This window comes from Priestia sp. HNGD-A6 (assembly GCF_045784335.1).
GTDB classification, from domain to species: domain Bacteria; phylum Bacillota; class Bacilli; order Bacillales; family Bacillaceae_H; genus Priestia; species Priestia zanthoxyli.
Genome location: NZ_CP138621.1, coordinates 1,526,883 through 1,545,151, shown reverse-complemented (window position 1 = coordinate 1,545,151; position 18,269 = coordinate 1,526,883). Strand labels below are relative to the sequence as shown.

At 39.0% G+C, this 18,269-nt stretch carries 19 protein-coding genes and 1 riboswitch; of the genes, 14 read left to right on the top strand and 5 right to left on the bottom strand.

Going from position 1 to position 18,269, the window contains the following annotated elements:
- Positions 1-21 precede the first annotated feature (21 nt).
- Positions 22-804, bottom strand: a complete 783-nt coding sequence (locus SCI76_RS07875; protein WP_028414170.1) for a carbon-nitrogen family hydrolase — start codon at positions 802-804, stop codon at positions 22-24.
- Positions 805-916: 112 nt separating this feature from the next.
- On the opposite strand from SCI76_RS07875, the gene SCI76_RS07870 reads away from it, so the two are divergent.
- The 11 genes from SCI76_RS07870 (at position 917) to SCI76_RS07820 (ending at position 11,438) form a co-directional block, all read left to right on the top strand.
- On the top strand, positions 917-2,089 hold the full coding sequence (locus SCI76_RS07870; protein ID WP_048020336.1) for a pyridoxal phosphate-dependent aminotransferase: 1,173 nt from the start codon (positions 917-919) through the stop codon (positions 2,087-2,089).
- A 130-nt stretch (positions 2,090-2,219) separates the two neighbouring features.
- A riboswitch (SAM riboswitch) is annotated at positions 2,220-2,326 on the top strand.
- Between the two features lie 80 nt (positions 2,327-2,406).
- Positions 2,407-3,651: a 2,3-diketo-5-methylthiopentyl-1-phosphate enolase gene (gene mtnW, locus SCI76_RS07865; protein WP_243495627.1), complete on the top strand. Its 1,245-nt coding sequence runs from the start codon at positions 2,407-2,409 to the stop codon at positions 3,649-3,651.
- Positions 3,648-4,313, top strand: a complete 666-nt coding sequence (locus SCI76_RS07860; protein ID WP_195695049.1) for a 2-hydroxy-3-keto-5-methylthiopentenyl-1-phosphate phosphatase — start codon at positions 3,648-3,650, stop codon at positions 4,311-4,313. The genes mtnW and SCI76_RS07860 overlap by 4 nt, the downstream gene beginning before the upstream one ends.
- Positions 4,310-4,948, top strand: coding sequence for a methylthioribulose 1-phosphate dehydratase (locus tag SCI76_RS07855; protein ID WP_028414166.1), 639 nt, complete (start codon positions 4,310-4,312; stop codon positions 4,946-4,948). The genes SCI76_RS07860 and SCI76_RS07855 overlap by 4 nt, the downstream gene beginning before the upstream one ends.
- Before the next feature lie 15 nt (positions 4,949-4,963).
- On the top strand, positions 4,964-5,479 hold the full coding sequence (locus SCI76_RS07850; protein ID WP_048020348.1) for an acireductone dioxygenase: 516 nt from the start codon (positions 4,964-4,966) through the stop codon (positions 5,477-5,479).
- A 122-nt stretch (positions 5,480-5,601) separates the two neighbouring features.
- Entirely contained in the window at positions 5,602-6,678 is a 1,077-nt protein-coding gene (locus tag SCI76_RS07845; RefSeq protein ID WP_063247578.1) for a sugar ABC transporter substrate-binding protein, read from the top strand.
- Between the two features lie 16 nt (positions 6,679-6,694).
- Entirely contained in the window at positions 6,695-8,200 is a 1,506-nt protein-coding gene (locus SCI76_RS07840; protein ID WP_028414164.1) for a sugar ABC transporter ATP-binding protein, read from the top strand.
- On the top strand, positions 8,197-9,231 hold the full coding sequence (locus SCI76_RS07835) for an ABC transporter permease (RefSeq protein ID WP_028414163.1): 1,035 nt from the start codon (positions 8,197-8,199) through the stop codon (positions 9,229-9,231). Before SCI76_RS07840 ends, SCI76_RS07835 begins: the two co-directional genes overlap by 4 nt.
- An 86-nt stretch (positions 9,232-9,317) precedes the next feature.
- Positions 9,318-10,658 (top strand): CoA-disulfide reductase, encoded by a 1,341-nt coding sequence (locus tag SCI76_RS07830; RefSeq protein WP_407545114.1) that lies wholly within the window; start codon positions 9,318-9,320, stop codon positions 10,656-10,658.
- Positions 10,659-10,783: 125 nt separating this feature from the next.
- Positions 10,784-10,921 (top strand): hypothetical protein, encoded by a 138-nt coding sequence (locus SCI76_RS07825; RefSeq protein WP_275211407.1) that lies wholly within the window; start codon positions 10,784-10,786, stop codon positions 10,919-10,921.
- Positions 10,922-11,198: 277 nt separating this feature from the next.
- The gene (locus SCI76_RS07820) at positions 11,199-11,438 is read left to right on the top strand and encodes an aspartyl-phosphate phosphatase Spo0E family protein (RefSeq protein WP_013082228.1); all 240 of its coding nucleotides are present in this window, start codon (positions 11,199-11,201) and stop codon (positions 11,436-11,438) included.
- A gap of 64 nt (positions 11,439-11,502) precedes the next feature.
- On the opposite strand, the gene SCI76_RS07815 is transcribed toward SCI76_RS07820, so the two are convergent.
- Both SCI76_RS07815 and SCI76_RS07810 read right to left on the bottom strand, forming a co-directional pair.
- On the bottom strand, positions 11,503-12,234 hold the full coding sequence (locus SCI76_RS07815) for a ZIP family metal transporter (RefSeq protein WP_028414161.1): 732 nt from the start codon (positions 12,232-12,234) through the stop codon (positions 11,503-11,505).
- Between the two features lie 156 nt (positions 12,235-12,390).
- Positions 12,391-13,158, bottom strand: a complete 768-nt coding sequence (locus tag SCI76_RS07810; protein ID WP_168760459.1) for a DUF4931 domain-containing protein — start codon at positions 13,156-13,158, stop codon at positions 12,391-12,393.
- Positions 13,159-13,357: 199 nt separating this feature from the next.
- Here SCI76_RS07810 and SCI76_RS07805 point away from each other — a divergent pair, with 199 nt between their 5' ends.
- Both SCI76_RS07805 and SCI76_RS07800 read left to right on the top strand, forming a co-directional pair.
- Positions 13,358-13,828, top strand: coding sequence for a MarR family winged helix-turn-helix transcriptional regulator (locus SCI76_RS07805; protein ID WP_013082231.1), 471 nt, complete (start codon positions 13,358-13,360; stop codon positions 13,826-13,828).
- Between the two features lie 170 nt (positions 13,829-13,998).
- On the top strand, positions 13,999-15,693 hold the full coding sequence (locus tag SCI76_RS07800) for a M3 family oligoendopeptidase (RefSeq protein ID WP_168761365.1): 1,695 nt from the start codon (positions 13,999-14,001) through the stop codon (positions 15,691-15,693).
- Between the two features lie 80 nt (positions 15,694-15,773).
- Here SCI76_RS07800 and SCI76_RS07795 read toward each other — a convergent pair whose 3' ends face one another.
- Both SCI76_RS07795 and SCI76_RS07790 read right to left on the bottom strand, forming a co-directional pair.
- The gene (locus SCI76_RS07795) at positions 15,774-15,908 is read right to left on the bottom strand and encodes a hypothetical protein (protein WP_014461068.1); all 135 of its coding nucleotides are present in this window, start codon (positions 15,906-15,908) and stop codon (positions 15,774-15,776) included.
- A 133-nt stretch (positions 15,909-16,041) separates the two neighbouring features.
- On the bottom strand, positions 16,042-17,625 hold the full coding sequence (locus SCI76_RS07790) for a PAS domain S-box protein (protein WP_168760460.1): 1,584 nt from the start codon (positions 17,623-17,625) through the stop codon (positions 16,042-16,044).
- A 340-nt stretch (positions 17,626-17,965) separates the two neighbouring features.
- On the opposite strand from SCI76_RS07790, the gene SCI76_RS07785 reads away from it, so the two are divergent.
- Positions 17,966-18,244 (top strand): hypothetical protein, encoded by a 279-nt coding sequence (locus tag SCI76_RS07785; RefSeq protein WP_033578378.1) that lies wholly within the window; start codon positions 17,966-17,968, stop codon positions 18,242-18,244.
- Positions 18,245-18,269 lie beyond the last annotated feature (25 nt).

Here is an 18,269-nt window from a genome sequence, read left to right as displayed (position 1 = left end):
AAAACGGCTGTCAATACATAATTAATAAAATTCTGTGCGGCGATCTGTAAAGACAGGAATTTGTTTGCGAATTTCTTTTACAAGTTCTAGGTTAACGTCAGCACTTAAAAGTTCTTCGCTATCGCCAGCTTCAGCGATTATTTCTCCCCACGGATCGATGACTAAGGAATGTCCGGCAAATGTGTTATTAGGATCTTGGCCTACACGATTACACGCGATTACATAGCATTGATTTTCGATTGCGCGGCTAATGAGCAGTGCTTTCCAATGGGCAAGTCTTGGAGCCGGCCACTGAGCAACAACAAATAAGACTTCTGCTCCGCTGCTAGTATGCACGCGAATCCATTCTGGAAAACGAATATCGTAACAAATAACTCCTGCGCATAAAGACTGTTCAAGTGTAAAAAGATTTTTTGCTGTTCCTGCTTCTAGATAGAGGTGCTCATCCATTAATTTAAATAAGTGCAGCTTACTGTATTGTGACACTTCACGACCTTTTCGGTCAAAAATATACATCGTATTTGTGACGCCTTGCTCTGTTTTTTTCGCGATCGAACCTGCCACAATATTTACTTCGTTCGTTTTAGCAAATTGAGAGATTAATTGCTTGGCCTGCTGTCCTTCATCATCGGCAATTTCGTCTAGCCGCGTCAAATCATAAGCTGTATCCCATAGCTCAGGAAGCACAAGGATGTCAGGGTTTTCTTTTAGAGCTTCCGTCATTTTTTGTTGAATATATTTTCGGTTTTTAGTTGGGTTTCCAAACGCAATATCAAGCTGCAAACACGTGATTTTTACACTCACTTTATCATCCGTCCTTTTTGTAGTAGTTGAAAAAAATGACTTTACAAGTTGAGTATTACAATATATTATTTGTGACTAGAATTTCAAGAATTTTTTGAGAAGGTGTGCGATGATGAAACAATTTGAGCAATCGGAACTATTAAAAAGTTTACCAAAACAATTTTTTGCATCACTTGTAGGCAAGGTAGGAAAAGTAATGGCCCAAGGGCACGACGTTATTAACTTAGGGCAGGGAAATCCTGATCAGCCTACTCCTTCACATATTGTAGAAACACTTCAAAAAGCAAGTGCTAATCCTATACATCATAAATATTCTCCATTTCGGGGGCACCAGTTTTTAAAAGAGGCCGTTGCGACTTTTTATAAACGAGAATATGGCGTTGATGTGGATCCTGAAAAAGAAGTAGCTATTTTGTTTGGCGGGAAGGGTGGACTTGTAGAAATTCCGCAGTGCTTATTAAACCCTGGAGATACGGTGCTGGTTCCGGATCCTGGATATCCTGATTACTGGTCTGGAGTAGAGCTTGCAAAAGCAAAGATGGAAGTGATGCCGCTCACGGCTGAAAATCATTTTCTGCCCGTATACGAAGAGATAGGTGAACGTGCTAAAGAACAGGCAAAGCTCATGTTTTTAAACTATCCGAATAATCCTACCGGTGCAGTGGCAACAGCAGAATTTTTTGAAGACACCGTGGCGTTTGCTGCCAAGCACGATATTTGTGTGGTACACGACTTTGCCTACGGAGCCATTGGATTTGATGGTAAAAAGCCAATCAGCTTTTTACAGACTCCTGGTGCAAAAGAGACGGGAATTGAAATTTATACTCTTTCTAAAACGTATAACATGGCGGGATGGCGAGTTGGATTTGCTGTAGGAAATGAAAGTGTAGTAGAAGCTATTAATCTTCTTCAAGATCATATGTATGTCAGCCTCTTTGGGGCGGTTCAAGAGGCAGCAGCGGCAGCTCTGTTAGAATCTCAACAATGTGTGAATGATTTAGTTAAGCGCTATGAATCTAGACGCAATACCTTTATTCAAGGGCTTCAAGAAATTGGTTGGGACGTTACATCTCCAGCGGGTTCCTTTTTTGCATGGCTAAAAGTTCCTAAAGGATATACTTCTGAACAATTTTCAGATTTACTTCTTGAAAAAGCCCACGTTGTAGTGGCACCTGGAGTAGGCTTCGGAACATATGGTGAAGGCTATGTGCGCGTAGGACTGCTGACGGATGAAGAGCGCATGAGAGAAGCTGTATCTCGAATAAAAAAATTAAATTTATTTTAAAAACGCATTGACAATCCTTTTTGAGTTGGCTTAATATGTAAGAAGTTAACGAGATTAATAACCGATAAATCCTAGCGGTATTTTTTATTTAGTATATAATCTACGAATTCAATTTAAATAAATAGCAACTTTCTTATTAAGAGTAGGTGGAGGGACTAGCCCGATGAAGCCCGGCAACCGACTTAACGCATGTTAAGCACGGTGCTAATTCTTGCAGCAGCAGCTGAGAGATAAGAAGAGCAACGAAAGCCTCTTCTTAATTACAGAAGAGGTTTTTTTTATTAACGATATTAAACAGCAAGGGAGTTTTTAGCATAATGAGTGAAATCGTTGCAAGCTACTTACTACATGACAATAAAGGAAATTTTCATAAAAAAGCGGAAGGAATCGCTTTAGGACTAACCGTCGGCTCATGGACAGATCTGCCGCTTTTAGATCAACAGCAGCTTCAAAAGCATAAAGGGCGCGTCATATCCGTAACTGAGCTTCAAGACTGCGAACGTGTTAACGGATATTTAGGCGGAGAGGTTAAGCAGGCTATTGTCAAAATTGCTTATCCTACTGCCAACTTTTCAAGAGATTTACCGGCTATTTTAGTTACGGTTTTCGGAAAACTATCACTTGATGGAAAAGTGAAATTATTAGACTTGGATTTTCCTGATGAATTATTAGCTGAATTCCCAGGACCGCGCTTTGGAATAGAAGGTATCCGAGAGAAACTAGGCGTTTATGACCGTCCGCTTGTGATGAGTATTTTTAAAGGCGTAATTGGAAGAGATATGACGTACTTAACAACTCAGCTTCGTGAGCAAGCGCTTGGCGGAGTGGATTTGGTTAAAGACGACGAGATTTTGTTTGATAGTGAACGAACACCTTTTGAAGCTCGCGTTACAGAAGGAAAAAAAGTACTGAATGAAGTATACGAAAAAACGGGACACCGCACGCTGTATGCTGTTAATTTAACGGGACGAACGTTTGAATTAAAAGAAAAAGCGAGAAAAGCAGCTGAGCTAGGAGCCGATGCTCTTTTATTCAACGTATTTGCTTACGGGTTAGACGTACTGCAGGCACTTCGAGAAGATGATGAAATTAACTTGCCGATTATGGCACACCCAGCTGTTAGCGGAGCGCTTACGCCATCAGAGTTTTACGGTTTTTCAAATTCATTACTGCTTGGAAAACTATTGCGCTTAGCCGGAGCGGATTTCTCACTGTTTCCATCACCATACGGAAGCGTAGCGCTTTCTCTTGAAGATACGACAGGCATTGCCTACGAATTAACGCGTCCTGTGTACAAATATAAGCAGACTTTCCCGGTTCCTTCAGCAGGAATTCATCCTGGAATGGTACCGCAGCTTGTGAAGGACTTTGGAATCGACAGCATTATTAATGCAGGAGGCGGAGTTCACGGTCATCCAGACGGCGCTATCGGAGGAGGAAAAGCATTCCGTGCGGCGATAGATGGAGTACTCTCTCATCAAACACTAGCCGAAAAAGCGGAAGAATCAAAAGAGTTGCAAAAAGCTTTGCAACTATGGGGAACAGTAGAGGTGAAAGCATGACATCGTTAAAAATCTTTTGTGACTTTGATGGAACAATCACAAATAGCGATAACATTATTGCTATTATGAAACAATTTGCTCCTCCGGAGTGGGAAAGTATTAAAGACGACGTGCTAGCACAGCGCGTCTCCATTCAAGAAGGAGTAGGGCAAATGTTTGCCTTGCTTCCCGTGGAATTAAAGGAAGATATTATTTCTTATATTTTAGAGACGTCTGCTATTCGAGATGGATTTGATGATTTTATTGCCTATACAAAAGAGCATCATATTCCGCTTTATATTGTAAGCGGAGGAATTGACTTTTTTGTAAAACCGCTTTTGGGAAATCGAGTTGCAGAGGAAATGCTCTACTGCAACGGATCTGATTTTTCCGGTGAGCATATTTCCATTACGTGGCCTCATACATGTGATAAACAGTGTACAAATGACTGCGGCTGCTGTAAGCCAACGATTATTCGCCATCTTGCAGATGAAAGAGATCATACGGTTGTTATTGGCGATTCAATTACAGATTTGCAGGCTGCCAAATTAGCTGACACTGTCATTGCGCGTGACTTTTTAATTAAAAAATGCGAAGAGCTATCTCTACCGTATCGTCCTTTTTCTACTTTTTATGATGTGATTCGCCATTTACAAGAATTAACAGAAGAGGTGAAAGCATGAGTATTATGGCTCAGCAAAGATTACACGAGCTTGCAGATATAAAAGATGAGTTGGCAGAGCGCGATTGGTTCTTCGGTACAAGCGGAAACTTAGCGATTAAAGTGGATCAAAATCCGACAACTTTCTTTGTATCAGCAAGTGGAAAAGATAAAAGAAAACGCACAAATGAAGACTTTTTGTTAGTTGATCAATACGGGAAGCCTGCAGAAGAAACGCATTTAAAGCCTTCTGCTGAAACGCTTTTGCACGTTAAGATTTACGAGTCAACGAATGCTGGGTGCAGCCTTCATGTACATACAATCGACAACAACGTGATCTCTGAACTGTACGGAGATGAAGGGTTTATTTCATTCAAAGGCCAAGAAATTATTAAGGCACTGGGTATTTGGGAGGAAGATGCGGAAATTACTGTTCCGATTATTCCGAATTACGCGGATATTCCGACACTAGCAGAAGAATTTTCTCACCATATAAAAGGCGATCAAGGCGCGATTTTAATTCGTAACCACGGGATTACGGTATGGGGAAAAAATGCGTTTGAAACAAAAAAAGCGCTAGAAGCCTATGAATTTCTATTTAGCTACCATGTGAAATTACTATCACTTAAAGGCATTAAGCCAAAGGTGCATTTATAAAAGGAGGAAATAAAAATGGCGCAAATTCGCTTACATGTAAATAATAAAAGAATTGAAACTCAAGAGGAAGTATCAGCTTTTCTGGCAAACAATGAAGTTATTTATGAAAACTGGGATATTACAAAACTTCCAGAAAATCTTCGTGAAAAATATGATTTAACTGATGAAGAAAAAAAAGAAATTTTAAACGCTTTTGATGAGGATATTAAAGATATTTCTGAACGCCGCGGCTATAAAGCTCAAGATGTTATCTCGTTATCGGAATCTACACCAAACATTGATGAATTGTTAAAAAACTTTCAGCGCAAGCATATTCATACAGATGACGAAGTTCGCTTTATCGTAAGCGGTCATGGAATCTTTGTTATTCAAGGAAAAGACGGCGAATTTTTTGATGTTGAATTAGAGCCAGGCGATTTAATTTCAGTACCAGAAAACATTCTTCATTACTTTACACTAATGGAAGATCGTAAAGTAGTCGCTGTGCGAATTTTTGTGACAACTGAAGGATGGGTACCTATTTACGCATAACAACTACTTGTAAAGCATAGGTCATGATCACCCCGCTTTTACATCTAAAAGCGGGGTATTCTTTGGATTATTATAAAACTAACTATTTTTATATGAATAATAAGTATAATAGGAGGAACACCATGAAAAAGAGTAAAAAAATGCTGTGGCCACTTACTTTGCTCGTACTTCTAGTTTTTGCGCTGGCTGCCTGCACGAAAGAACAGCCAAGTCTAAACGAGAAAGCACAGGCAGCTCCAGCGCAGCAAGCGGCTTCTGCTAAGCCTGTACAGCAAGAAGGAAAACAGATTACGAAAGATACAAAAATTGCGCTTATTTCTGAATTTACATCAGGCACTCACGCTGCTCAGTACATAACAGGTGTGACAAAAGCGGCTAAAAAAGCCGGAGTACAGCTATCCGTTTCTGATTCTAATAATGATCAATCTAAAATGGCTGCGTATTTAGACACGGCTATTAACCAAAATGTTGACGGTATTATGATTGACCACGGCCGGGCTGAAACCCTTGAACCTGGCGTGAAGCGCGCGATTGCAAAAGGGATTCCCGTTATTGCAACAGACGTAGAATTAAAAGTAGAAGGCGTTACAACGATTGACCAAGATGATTATATGCTTGCGCTCCAGGGGTTAAAGCAAATGATGCAGGACATTAACGGAAAAGGAAATATTGTATATGCGTTTGTTGGAGGCTTTGCACCGATGGAAAAACGCGACAGCATTTATAAAATTATGATGAATCGCTATCCAGATGTAAAACAAATTGCCACGTTTGGAAGCGCAACAGACAACACCTCTCTAGACACTCAAAATAAAATGGCGGCTGTATTAAAGCAGTATCCAAATAAAGGAGACATTGCAGCCGTTTGGGCACCTTGGGACGAATTTGCAAAAGGAGTCACAAGAGCGATTAAAGAAGCAGGACGAGATGAGATTAAGGTATACGGAGTGGACTTATCTGATGAAGACCTGCAAATGATGCAGGCAAAAAATAGCCCGTGGAAAGCGTCAGCTGCTGTAAACCCAGCTTCAGTAGGAGAAAAGCAGGTTGATCTGCTTCTTAAAAAGATTTCCGGTCAAGAGATCCCTCGTTATTATTCCTTTGATCCGGTTTTAGTCAAACAAACTGACTTGCCTAATCAAACGATTAATATGGACCAGCTTAGTCAGTACGTAGAAGAATGGGGTAAAAAAGAGTAGAAGTGGAGGGACAGACATGACGAACGAGCTTTCAATGAAGAACATTACAAAAAACTTTGGTTCTTTTCAAGCGCTGAACAAAGTTGATTTTACTGTTCAAAAAGGGGAAATTCATGCTTTATTGGGAGCCAATGGTGCCGGTAAAAGTACGTTGATGAAAATATTGTGCGGAGCTTACGACGAGTACGAAGGAAAGATCTACAAAGACGGAGGAGAAATCTCTATTTCTTCTCCTAAAGAAGCGAAGAGCCACGGCATCGGCATTGTACACCAAGAAGTCGATGTAGCGCTGATTCCTTCGCTATCAGTAGCTGAAAACATTGTGTTAGACGTGCAGGTTTCTAAGAAAAGTAAGACATTTGTAAACTGGAAATCTATTTATAAGAAAGCGGAAGAAGCTCTTTCTTTACTTGGTTCTTCTTTATCCGTTAAAAAAAATGTTGTTGATCTAACTCTATCAGAAAAACAGCAGGTGCTTATTGCACGTGCAATTGTACAGAATGTTGATTATTTAATTTTGGATGAACCAACCGCACCTCTTAGTGTGGAAGAGACGAAACAATTGTTTTCTGTGATGAGAGAGCTGAAGAAAAGCGGAGTAGGCATTATTTATATTTCACATCGCCTTCAAGAAGTGGTTGATATTTGCGACCGCTTAACGGTTTTAAAGGACGGACGCTATGTAGCTACAAAAGAAACTTCACATACATCAATTGAAGACGTGATTACGCTCATGTTAGGAACGTCTTCTGTAAAACAGTGGGTCAAAAAATCAGTAGAAGTTGGAAACGAACTTTTACATGTAGAAGCATTATCCCTTCCAGGGCGCCTTTCGAATATCTCTTTTCATGTAAAAGAAGGAGAGGTAGTCGGTATTGCAGGGCTTGTAGGAGCAGGGAAAACGGAGCTTTGCCGAAGTCTATTTGGTTTAGAGCAATATGTCAGCGGCAGCGTTCGGTTAAAAGGCAAGAAACTAAAGTTGAATAAGCAGCCGTATTATTATATTGCACAAGGTCTTTCTCTTGTTCCTGAAGAACGAAGAAAAGAAGGAATTTTTGTTCATGAATCGATTGCCGATAACTTAGTTTTGCCAAGTCTGTCCCGCTTTACAAATTATTCGTTTCTAAAGCGAGGAAAGATCAAAGAAAAAGCGCAGAAAACGACTGGGCAAGTTGGCGTAAAGTCTCATTCTATCGAGCAGTCAGTTGGAACGTTAAGCGGTGGAAATCAGCAGAAAGTAGCAATCGGAAAATGGCTTGTTACGGATTCTGACGTACTGTTGTTCGATGAGCCAACTAAAGGGGTTGATGTGGGCTCTAAGCGAGAGATATTCGACTTAATTACAGGGCTTGTGTCACAGCAAAAAGGCGTTGTTTATGCAACCTGTGAATTCGAGGAGCTGCTAGGGGTAGCGGATCGAATTTATGTTATGTACAACGGGAAAATCGTGAAAGAATTATCCAAAGAAGAAGCAACTAGTGAAAAATTATTTTATTATACAGCAGGAGGAGTAAAAGGATGAGTGCGGAGTATGTAACAGAACCTGTAGCGAAACCAAAGAGAAAAATAAGCGTTTTCGACTTTTTTTACAAATATGGGACAGTCTTAATGATTTTTGTTATTATGATTATTTTTTCCATTGCCACACCTAACTTTTTAACAGGAGAAAACATTAGTGATATTCTGCGCTCTATTTCCATTGTTACCTTAATTGCGCTTGGTGTAACGATATCGTTAACCGTCAACGGACTCGACTTATCTGTAGGATCTACGGCTGGTTTAGCCACTATTTTATCAGCTTCTATGCTCGTTTTACATAGACAAGAAATTGCAGTCGCGATCATTGTTCCGATTATTGCATCGCTTCTCATCGGGTTAGTGAATGCTTTTTTAGTAGTGAAAGTAAAGATTCCTGATATTTTAGCCACGCTTTCCATGATGTTTATCGTACAGGGGATTTTATTAACGTATACAAAAGGCTCAGCTATTTATACCAATATGCCTTTACCAAGCGGAGAAAGAGCTCCAGGAATTTTCATTCCTTCTTTCCTTGCGCTGGGGCAAGGTCACTTTCTAGGTATTCCCGTCCCAGTGATCATTATGCTGCTGACTGTGCTGCTTGTTCATATCGTTTTTTCCTATACAAAGTTTGGTCGTTTTTTCTACGTAACAGGAGGTAACATAGAAGCAGCAAGACTTTCGGGTGTACCGGTTAATCGTTATCGTATGTATGCCTATATGTTTTCAGGTTTGCTTGCTGGAATTGGAGGAGTCGTTTTAGCTGCCCGTATTGGAGTAGGAGAAGTGAACGCAGGCTCACCATTTTTAATGGATGCCGTAGCTGCGACATACATTGGCTTTTCCGTATTTGGAGCAGGGAAACCGAATGTATTCGGGACGCTGATTGGCTCTATTTTAATTGGTGTGCTGTTAAATGGATTAACGATGCTAAATGTTCCGTATTATATGCAAGATATTATTAAAGGAGCTGTATTAGCAGGAGCCTTGGCTCTAACGTATTACCGCTCGAAACAAACATCTACGGCTGTGTAAACAGCCGTTTTTTTTCGTTTGAAATCGGGAAGAATAAGGAAAAACAATAGTATAATCTATTATTTATGTAGAAAGAGGGAGTATAGATGAAACGTGTCGTCATTATAGGAGGAGTAGCCGCCGGAATGAGCGCAGCTTCACAGCTTCGCCGGATGAAAGAAAAAGAAGAAGTGGAAATCCTTGTGTTTGAAAAAGGTGGAGATATCTCTTACAGCGCATGTGGCATGCCTTACTATCTGTCAGGTGTTGTAAAAGAAAAAGACGATTTGATTGCTCGGACGAAACAAGAGTTTGAAGAGCGAAATATCTCCGTCCATCTTTTTCACGAAGTTAAAGAAGTAAACCATACAAAGAAATACATAGTAGCACAAAATGTCAAAACGCACGCTGAAAAAGAGATAACATATGATGAACTCATCATTGCAACTGGAACAACGGCTGTTAAACCTAATTTTATGAGTGATAACATGCCGAATGTATGCACATTAAAGTCATTAGGAGACAGCGAAAGAATCTATACATATCTACAGGCTCACTCCGTAGAAAAAGTCACTATTATTGGTGGAGGATATGTCGGAATGGAAGTAGCTGAAGCAATGAAGGCTTTGGGAAAAGAAGTACGGGTCATTGAACAGGGAAAGCAGATTCTATCTATTTTAGATCAAGACATGGCAGAGCATCTGCAAAAGCAGCTAGATGACGATATTTTATTTCATTTCGAAGAAGAAGTGGAAGCATTGCTGCATTCAGATGGTTCCGTCACTCACGTTCAAACAAACCGTCAAACGTACCAAACGGATTTAGTGATTGTAAATGTAGGAGTTCGTCCGAATACGCAATTCTTAGAAAGAAACGGACTAAGAATGCTTGAAAATGGAGCTATTTTAGTAAACGAGAAGTTGGAAACCAACGTGCCTCATATCTACGCAGCGGGAGATTGTGCAACGAGCTATCACCGCGTATTAAAAAAAGATGTTCATATTGCTCTTGGAACCATTGCCAATAAGCAGGGAAGGGTTCTTGGTTACCGATTAGGGGGAGAAAATAGAAAATTTCCGGGTGTTCTAGGTACAAGCATTGTCAAAGTGATGGACTATGAAATCGGAAAAACCGGCATTTCAGAAAGAGAAGCAAGAGAAAATTCTCTTCTATACAAAACCATCACAGCCGGGGCTCCGAGTCATGCTTCTTACTATCCAGGAGCTGAAAAGATTGTGATAAAACTTGTTTATCATCCTGAAACAAAAGAGATTTTGGGGGTTCAAATGATTGGGAAAGAAGGAGTTGCAAAACGAATCGATGTATTTGCGACAGCTATTACTTGCCGCCTCACAACAGATGAAATAACCATGCTAGATCTTTCGTATGCCCCTCCTTTTGCTACGGTATGGGATGCTGTACAGATCGCTGCTCAAAAAGCTGAATAAAAAAGAGGCTGGGACAAAAGTAGTTGAGCCCAAGTAAAAAAAGAACCATTCATCAACCTGTTTGATGAGTGGTTCTTTTTTTGTGATGGTGCACATCGTTTTATTTGTTTCGTCCCTTCTAGCAATTGATTGGAGGGCAAGGAGAAGACTCCTGTGGGAAAAGCGGAACAGGTGAGACCCCGCAGGAGCGAAAGCGACGAGGAGGCTCAGCGGCCGCCCGCGGAAAGCGAAGCCTTGCACAGAAATCAATTGCGGTGTCATAAGCAGTCCAGCTCATGTATCTCATTTGTTCGTCTTTCGTTTGGATTTATTTCGTTATGTCTCAACCTCTTTTTTATTCGACAAGCAGCATCTTTTGTCGAAAAACAACTTGTAAAAAAAAGATAAACGGTATTCCTATAGTAATGTAAGCGTTTATAAATTCCGACAAAATAATTTTTTTGCGAAAAAAATGTCTATTATTGCGACTCTATTTACATATTTAGTAGAATTTGTAATAATGCGTTATAAGCTAATTTCTTTGTCATAGGAGAGGATTTTGTGTTTGGAGTGAGAAATAGAACGAAATCAGAGAGATTATTAGTGGAAATCGTCCAAAAAAGACAAAAGATGGTGCAGCTCGGAGAAGAAAAAGGTCTGACTAATGAAGAAACCGTTACCTGTAGTCAAGAGCTTGATCAGCTCTTACTCGTTTATCAAAAGCAGCGTTTAAAAGAAGAGGAAGAAAAGACATCGTTTGCCACACTGATTAGCCGCTTTTTATCTTTTTCAAAGCTGTAATGCAGGACAAGCATTCGGGATCGGGCAGTGAAACAATTACGCTGCCCGTGGCCTCTCTTCAGCTTTAAAAAATGTTTATTAAAAAAATCATAAACAAAATACCAAAAATAAACGAATAAGTAGCAAATCTTTCGTTTCCATCGCCGTGACTTTCCGGAATTAACTCTTTATAAATAATAAAAAGCATGGCTCCGGCAGCAAACGCTAATCCATATGAAACGAGAGACTCCACAAAATTAGTTAAATAAAACCCGAGTAAAGACGTTACAATTTCAACTGATCCTGTAAGGGTAGCAATTAAAAATGCTTTTATTTTACTGATATTTTGCTGAGCTAAAAATAGCGCGACCAACAGTCCTTCAGGTGCATTTTGAAGACCGATTGCAAGGGCAATTAAGTTCCCTGTATTTTCAACATTTGAAGCGTAGCTCACACCAACAGACAGTCCTTCAGGAAGGTTGTGCAACGTAATAGCGGAAACAATTAAAAGTGCTTTTTCATCAAACTGTATGCCGGTTTTAGAATGCTCAAGATCAATGTGAGGAATATTCTGCTCCAAGAGTGTTAATGTTACCACGCCAAGCAGTAAGCCAATCGCTAAGGAAAAAAAACCGCCGCTTTGAAGAGATTCTGGAATTAAGCTCATAGTAGAAGCTGCTGTCATAATGCCTGCAGTGAGCGCAAGAAGTATATCTTTCCAGCGATGAGTGAGTTCTTGATTCAAAAATAGAATAGGCAAAGCGCCTACTCCAGTCGATAGCGCAGAAAGAATGCTTCCAATTAGTACCTCAGTCATAAACCGTCTCCTTTTACGTATTCTTCTTTTTATCCTCAATTCACATCGTTCTTTTAGTGTATGTTTTTTTGTTTTCTATGAGCATGACTATTTTAAAAATGAACAGCTTTATGCAATAATTTTACAAAAAAGTTGAACCAGTGAAGGTTCAACTTTTTAGGTGAAGTACAGCTCCTGAACTTGGTTAGCAATGTGCTCAAGCTTATTGGAAACTTGAGGAATGCCATATCCTACATACAAAGGAGATGTGGCAAAGCGAGGAATGATTTTCGCTGCAATTTTGCCGTTTTTAAGATTATAAAAAAACAAGTTGTAGCTCGTGCAGCTACGATGAAAATGATTTAATAAATAGTGAGCAGCCGTTTGAAGATAATCTGCAAACGTGTGCAGCTCTTTGTCAAGATGATCTGTTATCACGTTAAATTCAAAAAAGCCCATTCGAGGTTTTACAGATAAATTAAATGTGACGTGTTCATTTTTGGCAATTGTGACTCCTTCAAACTGCTCTAGCTTCACATTTTCATTTACATCCATCTCATTTAAACCAATAATTTGCATATGAGGATGTCGTAATGATCCTCCGGACATGGGGCCGTGGTTTTTAAAGAAAAGAACAGAAGCATATTCTCCGCTGTTCATCATCGATATCCATCGTTCAGTAGCAAAACTCAGCAAGGTATACAGATGCTCTTTTGGATAAATAGATAGTTCTGAAGAACATTCATCGGTCTCAATAATAACCGTCTGATAAGCATCTTGCAGAACGGGAAACTTATTTTTTAGCCAAATGATAGGTCCTTGTTTTTCAATGATGCCTGTAAGAGATTCTACGTCGCAAAAGGGACAGGGGTTTTGCCGGTTAACGATTGTTTCAGGCTTTTGCGAACCAATCGCGGAATTAAATAATAAATGGGTTGGTTTCATAATCATTCACCTTTTTATGTAATGTTCATATGTTTATTGTATTAAAAGCATATGTATAAATCCACTTATATACATTTTTTATCAAAAAAATTGTACAAGCAGAGAGAATAACCGATGAAATAAGCCTGCTTTGATTGACTTTGAAGGGAAATTTTAGTATTATCTTGATATCAAGATAATATTAAAGGAACTGATTAAAATGACGAATGATGTAACTAGAGAAGAGTTAGACCAATCTCTTAAATTATTTATTGTACTATCTCGTGCCAATCGTTCAATTAATGATCATGTGCATAAATTTATTCAACAGCATGGAATGAATCCAACCGAATTTGCTGTCCTAGAGTTATTGTACCACAAAGGCCAGCAGCCTCTTCAGCAAATTGGCGGAAAAATTTTGTTGGCAAGCGGCAGTATTACGTATGTAGTAGACAAGCTTGAGAAAAAAGGCTTCTTGGAGCGCGTTGCTTGTCCGAACGATCGTCGCGTAACCTATGCAGCTATCACCAAGCAAGGCAAGGAAATGATTGAAAGCATGTTTCCGAGTCACGAAAAAAGAATTCATGATATTTTATCCGTTTTATCTAGCGAAGAAAAGGAAGTTGCCATTTCGATGCTTAAGAAACTAGGGCACTATGCAGATGAATTTTTGCCGGAATCGACTAATTAAGTAAGGAAAGCTCGTTTGTTTCTGTTGAACAAACGAGTTTTTTCTATGACTTCTTTCATGACCAATCGACATAAAAAATAAAAAGTGACAAAAAATTGAAATTAACAGGAATACAGCTGGATAAAAACGAATTAGGTTACATACAGACAATAGAGGAAGGGGAATAAATGATGAAATTTGAGAATTATACATATACGCGACCTGATATGAATGAAATTGAAAAGCAGTTTGAAAAGGCCATTACACATTTTACGGAAGCAGGGTCAGTCAGTCAGCAAAATGAGGCAATTCGTCTAGCAAACGATGCGTATTCTCAGTACAGTACAATGGGGAACATCTGCTATATTCGTCATTCTATCGACACAGCCAATGAATTTTATAAAGAAGAACAAGACTATTTTGATGAAACACAGCCGCTTTTAGAAGGGTACGTAGAGAAATTTTACAAAGCCTTAATCTCTTCACCTTTTAAACCGGAACTAGAAGAAAAGTGGGGAAAGCAGCTGTTTTCTCTTGCTGAAATGCAGTTAAAAACGTTCTCTCCTGAAATAGTAAAAGAGCTGCAGGAAGAAAATAAGCTATCATCTCAATATACGAAGCTAGTGGCGTCAGCTAAAATTGAATTTGAAGGAGAAGAAAGAACGTTAGCTCAGCTCGATCCGTTTATGGAGTCACCTGATCGAGAGATGAGAAAAAAAGCAGCAGAAGCGAAGTTTCAATTCTTTACTGATCATGAAGAGGAATTTGATGATATTTACGACAAGCTTGTAAAAGTGCGGACCAAGCTTGCTGAAAAATTAGGCTATAAAAATTTCGTAGAAGTGGGCTATGCTCGTATGTCTAGAATAGGGTACGATGCTGAAATGGTTGCCGATTTTCGCCAACAAGTGAAAGAGTATATTGTTCCCCTTACTGAAAAACTAAAAAAGCGTCAGCAGGAAAGAATTCAAGTAGAGAGCTTAACTTATTATGATGAACCGTTTCAGTTTGAAACAGGAAACGCAGTGCCAAAAGGTGATGAAAAGTGGATTATTGAAAATGGACGGGTTATGTATAAGGAGCTTTCTAAAGAAACGGACGAATTTTTTTCCTTCATGCTTGAAAATAATTTAATGGATTTAGTCGCTAAAAAGGGCAAAGCAGGCGGAGGCTACTGTACGTTTATTGAAGAATACAAAGCGCCGTTTATTTTTTCAAACTTTAATGGAACATCAGGCGATATTGATGTGTTAACGCATGAAGCAGGGCATGCTTTTCAAGTGTATTCCAGCCGAGATATGGAAACCAATGAGTATCACTGGCCTACGCATGAAGGAGCTGAAATTCATTCGATGAGCATGGAGTATTTTACATGGCCTTGGATGGAGTTGTTCTTTAAAGAGGACAAAGATAAATACCAGTTTTCTCATTTAAGCTCAGGCTTAACTTTCTTGCCTTACGGGGTAGCAGTTGATGAATTTCAGCATGCTGTATACGAACGCCCTGAGATGACGCCTTCGGAACGAAAACAAACGTGGCGAGAAATTGAAAAGAAATATATGCCTTCTAAAAACTATGACGGCCATCACTATCTAGAAAGCGGGGGCTTCTGGCAGCGTCAGCTTCATATTTACACGTCTCCGTTTTATTATATTGATTACACGCTCGCTCAAATTTGTGCATTTCAATTTTGGAAAAAAGATCGAGAAAATCATGAACAAGCATGGCAAGATTACGTTCATTTGTGTAAGCTTGGCGGAAGTAAGCCATTTTTAGAATTAGTAGAGGAAGCGAATTTGATCTCTCCATTCGAAGAGGGCTGCGTGCAGTCTGTAGTAGATGAAATTGAAAACTATTTAAATAGTATTGATGATAAAAAGCTATAAAAAAAGAGATTGAGACATAACAAAATCAATCGAATCTAAAGACGAACAAATCGAATAAACAATCTAATATGAATCGCTTGTTACACCGCCGTTGATTTCCGTGCAAGGCTTCGCTTTCCGCGGGCGGCCGGTGAGCCTCCTCGGCGCTTATGCTCCTGCGGGGTCTCACCTATTCCGCTTTTCCCGCAGGAGTCTTCGCCTTGCCCTCCAATCAACAGCTAGAAGCACCTAGATTAAACCTACGCTCACCCTCATAATAAAAAATCCGAATGAGTTTGATTCTTATTCAAAAAACAAACTCGTTCGGATCTTCCTTCAACTAACATACTTTTGTTCCAGCCTCTTTTTTTAATGGTTCATTCCTTGTTCCCATAAAGGAATCGTAAGGGTAACGCTGGTTCCTTTGCCAACAGTGCTTTTAATCTCAAATGTTCCTTTATGCTGATACAAAATGTTTTTAATCACAACAAGTCCAAGACCGGTACCTGAGGGCTTCGTGGTAAAAAAAGGCTTTTGAATGTGCGTAAGCAAATTTGAGGGAATACCCACTCCTGTATCTTTAATGAAAATAGTAAGGCCTTTAGTATGCTGAGTAACGTTTAAATGGATTTCTCCTCCGCTAGGCATAGCTTCGAGCGCATTTTTTAATAAATTAATGAGTACTTGCTTAATTTGATTGGCATCACAGCAGATGTATGTATGCGGAGCTTCCACCTGCGTTTTAACTACGACGTTTTTTAATACACATTCTGATTCATACAGAAGAATAACGTCATTTAAAATAGTAGAGAATGCATGTTTTTTCATAACCGTATCATGAGGTTTAGCGAGCAATAAAAATTCTCCAACGATTGAGTTAATACGATTCAGTTCACTCAGCATGATGGTTGTATAAGAATGATAGCGGCTGCTGTCTTCATGAATAAGCTGAATAAATCCATTCAGGGAAGTAAGCGGATTTCGAATTTCATGAGCGATGCCCGCTGCCATTTTGCCGGCTAAAGATAATTTATCGGTTTGGCGAAGAAATTTTTCTGTTTCCTTTTCTTCTGTAAGATCGCGTGAAATACCAAAAAGCGCAACGACTTGCTGATCACGATTAAAAATAGGTGAAACAGTAATTTCTACGTCAATTATTTTTCCGTCTTTTCGCTTATCTTGGGTTTCAAAGGCTACCAGCTTTTCTCCTTTTTTAACCCTTTCTAATCGGTTTTCAGCGTCGCCTTTTAAGCCAGCAGGAATAAATGGGATGGCTTTTCCGACAATCTCTTCCGCTTTCCATCCGTATATTTGCTCAAAAGCATCGTTTACTTTAATCACTTTGCCGTCTAGACTGAACACGGAAATGGCGTCGCGATTGTATGTGAAAAAAGATTGTAAATACTCTTGAGCTGAGTAAAGTTCATCTTCGGTTTTGTTCATTTTGACCGTCGTAATAGCAATTAATTTTTTAGAGAAATGAGCACAATACAACAAAATAATCATTGTGATCAGCGTAAACAAAATGAAATAAACGATATCTAATTTCACGAAAGTCACAGATGTAAAAAGAGTGTTGCTTACATAAAAGTACAAAACAATTATTATGGACATTAATGTAGAAGTTACAATAGCGATATAGCTATAGTAAATAAAGCTAACAATTATTCCAAGAAACAAAAACAAATAATTAATAACAGCAGGTTCAATAGATGTTATGTACGCAATATAGGCATAATAGCATATAAAAAAAGAATACATAATGATAGCAGGATGAAAACGAAAGTAGTACATAGCCGTCACTACCAATAATAAAATTCCTCCGCTTATAAAAACAATCATATTAGGATCAGCTGCAATAAAGTGATATAACACAATGTGGACAAGATATAGCAGCCAGAAAATAAGTAAAAGAATAAAATTACGTTTTTTTATGAGGTTGTGTGATTCCATAAAAAATCCCTTTCTTAAATGGTAAATAATTTTATAGGAGAATAACTTCATAGTCAGCTAGTCGCACGATACAGTGATATATCACTCATATTAGCATAGTTACAACTATGTGAATAGCCGAATTGAGCACTTAGACCAAGGAAGATAGATCTAGAATGTGGCTGGTCATAAACTATTAAGGAAATATGAGGGGAATATGAACGAAATGAAGGAGATGTAAAGCTTTTGTGATAACCTTGTAAAAGTGAACTTTTTTCCAATTGGATAGGCTATACTGCCAGTAGAGCCATATGAATGGTGACTACATAGAGGCTCAGATGATTCGAAAGGAGACGGTAAAATGAACAAAAGTTTATTAGTCAAGTTATTTGGATCACTTCTAGCAATTATGTTAATCACAGCATGCAACTCACAAACGGATGAAAAAGATGCAACAGAACAGCAAACCGAACAGTCGGATGATACTCAATCGGAGGATACAACGACAGATGATTCACAGGAAACAATGAAGCAAGACGAAGCAGATGACTCATCTGGGGATGAAGCAGCTGATGATCAAGAAGAATCAACGGATAGTGCGGACGAAAAAACAGATGAAAAAACAGATGAAAGTAAATAAACGAAAGTATTTCTATAAAAAAAGC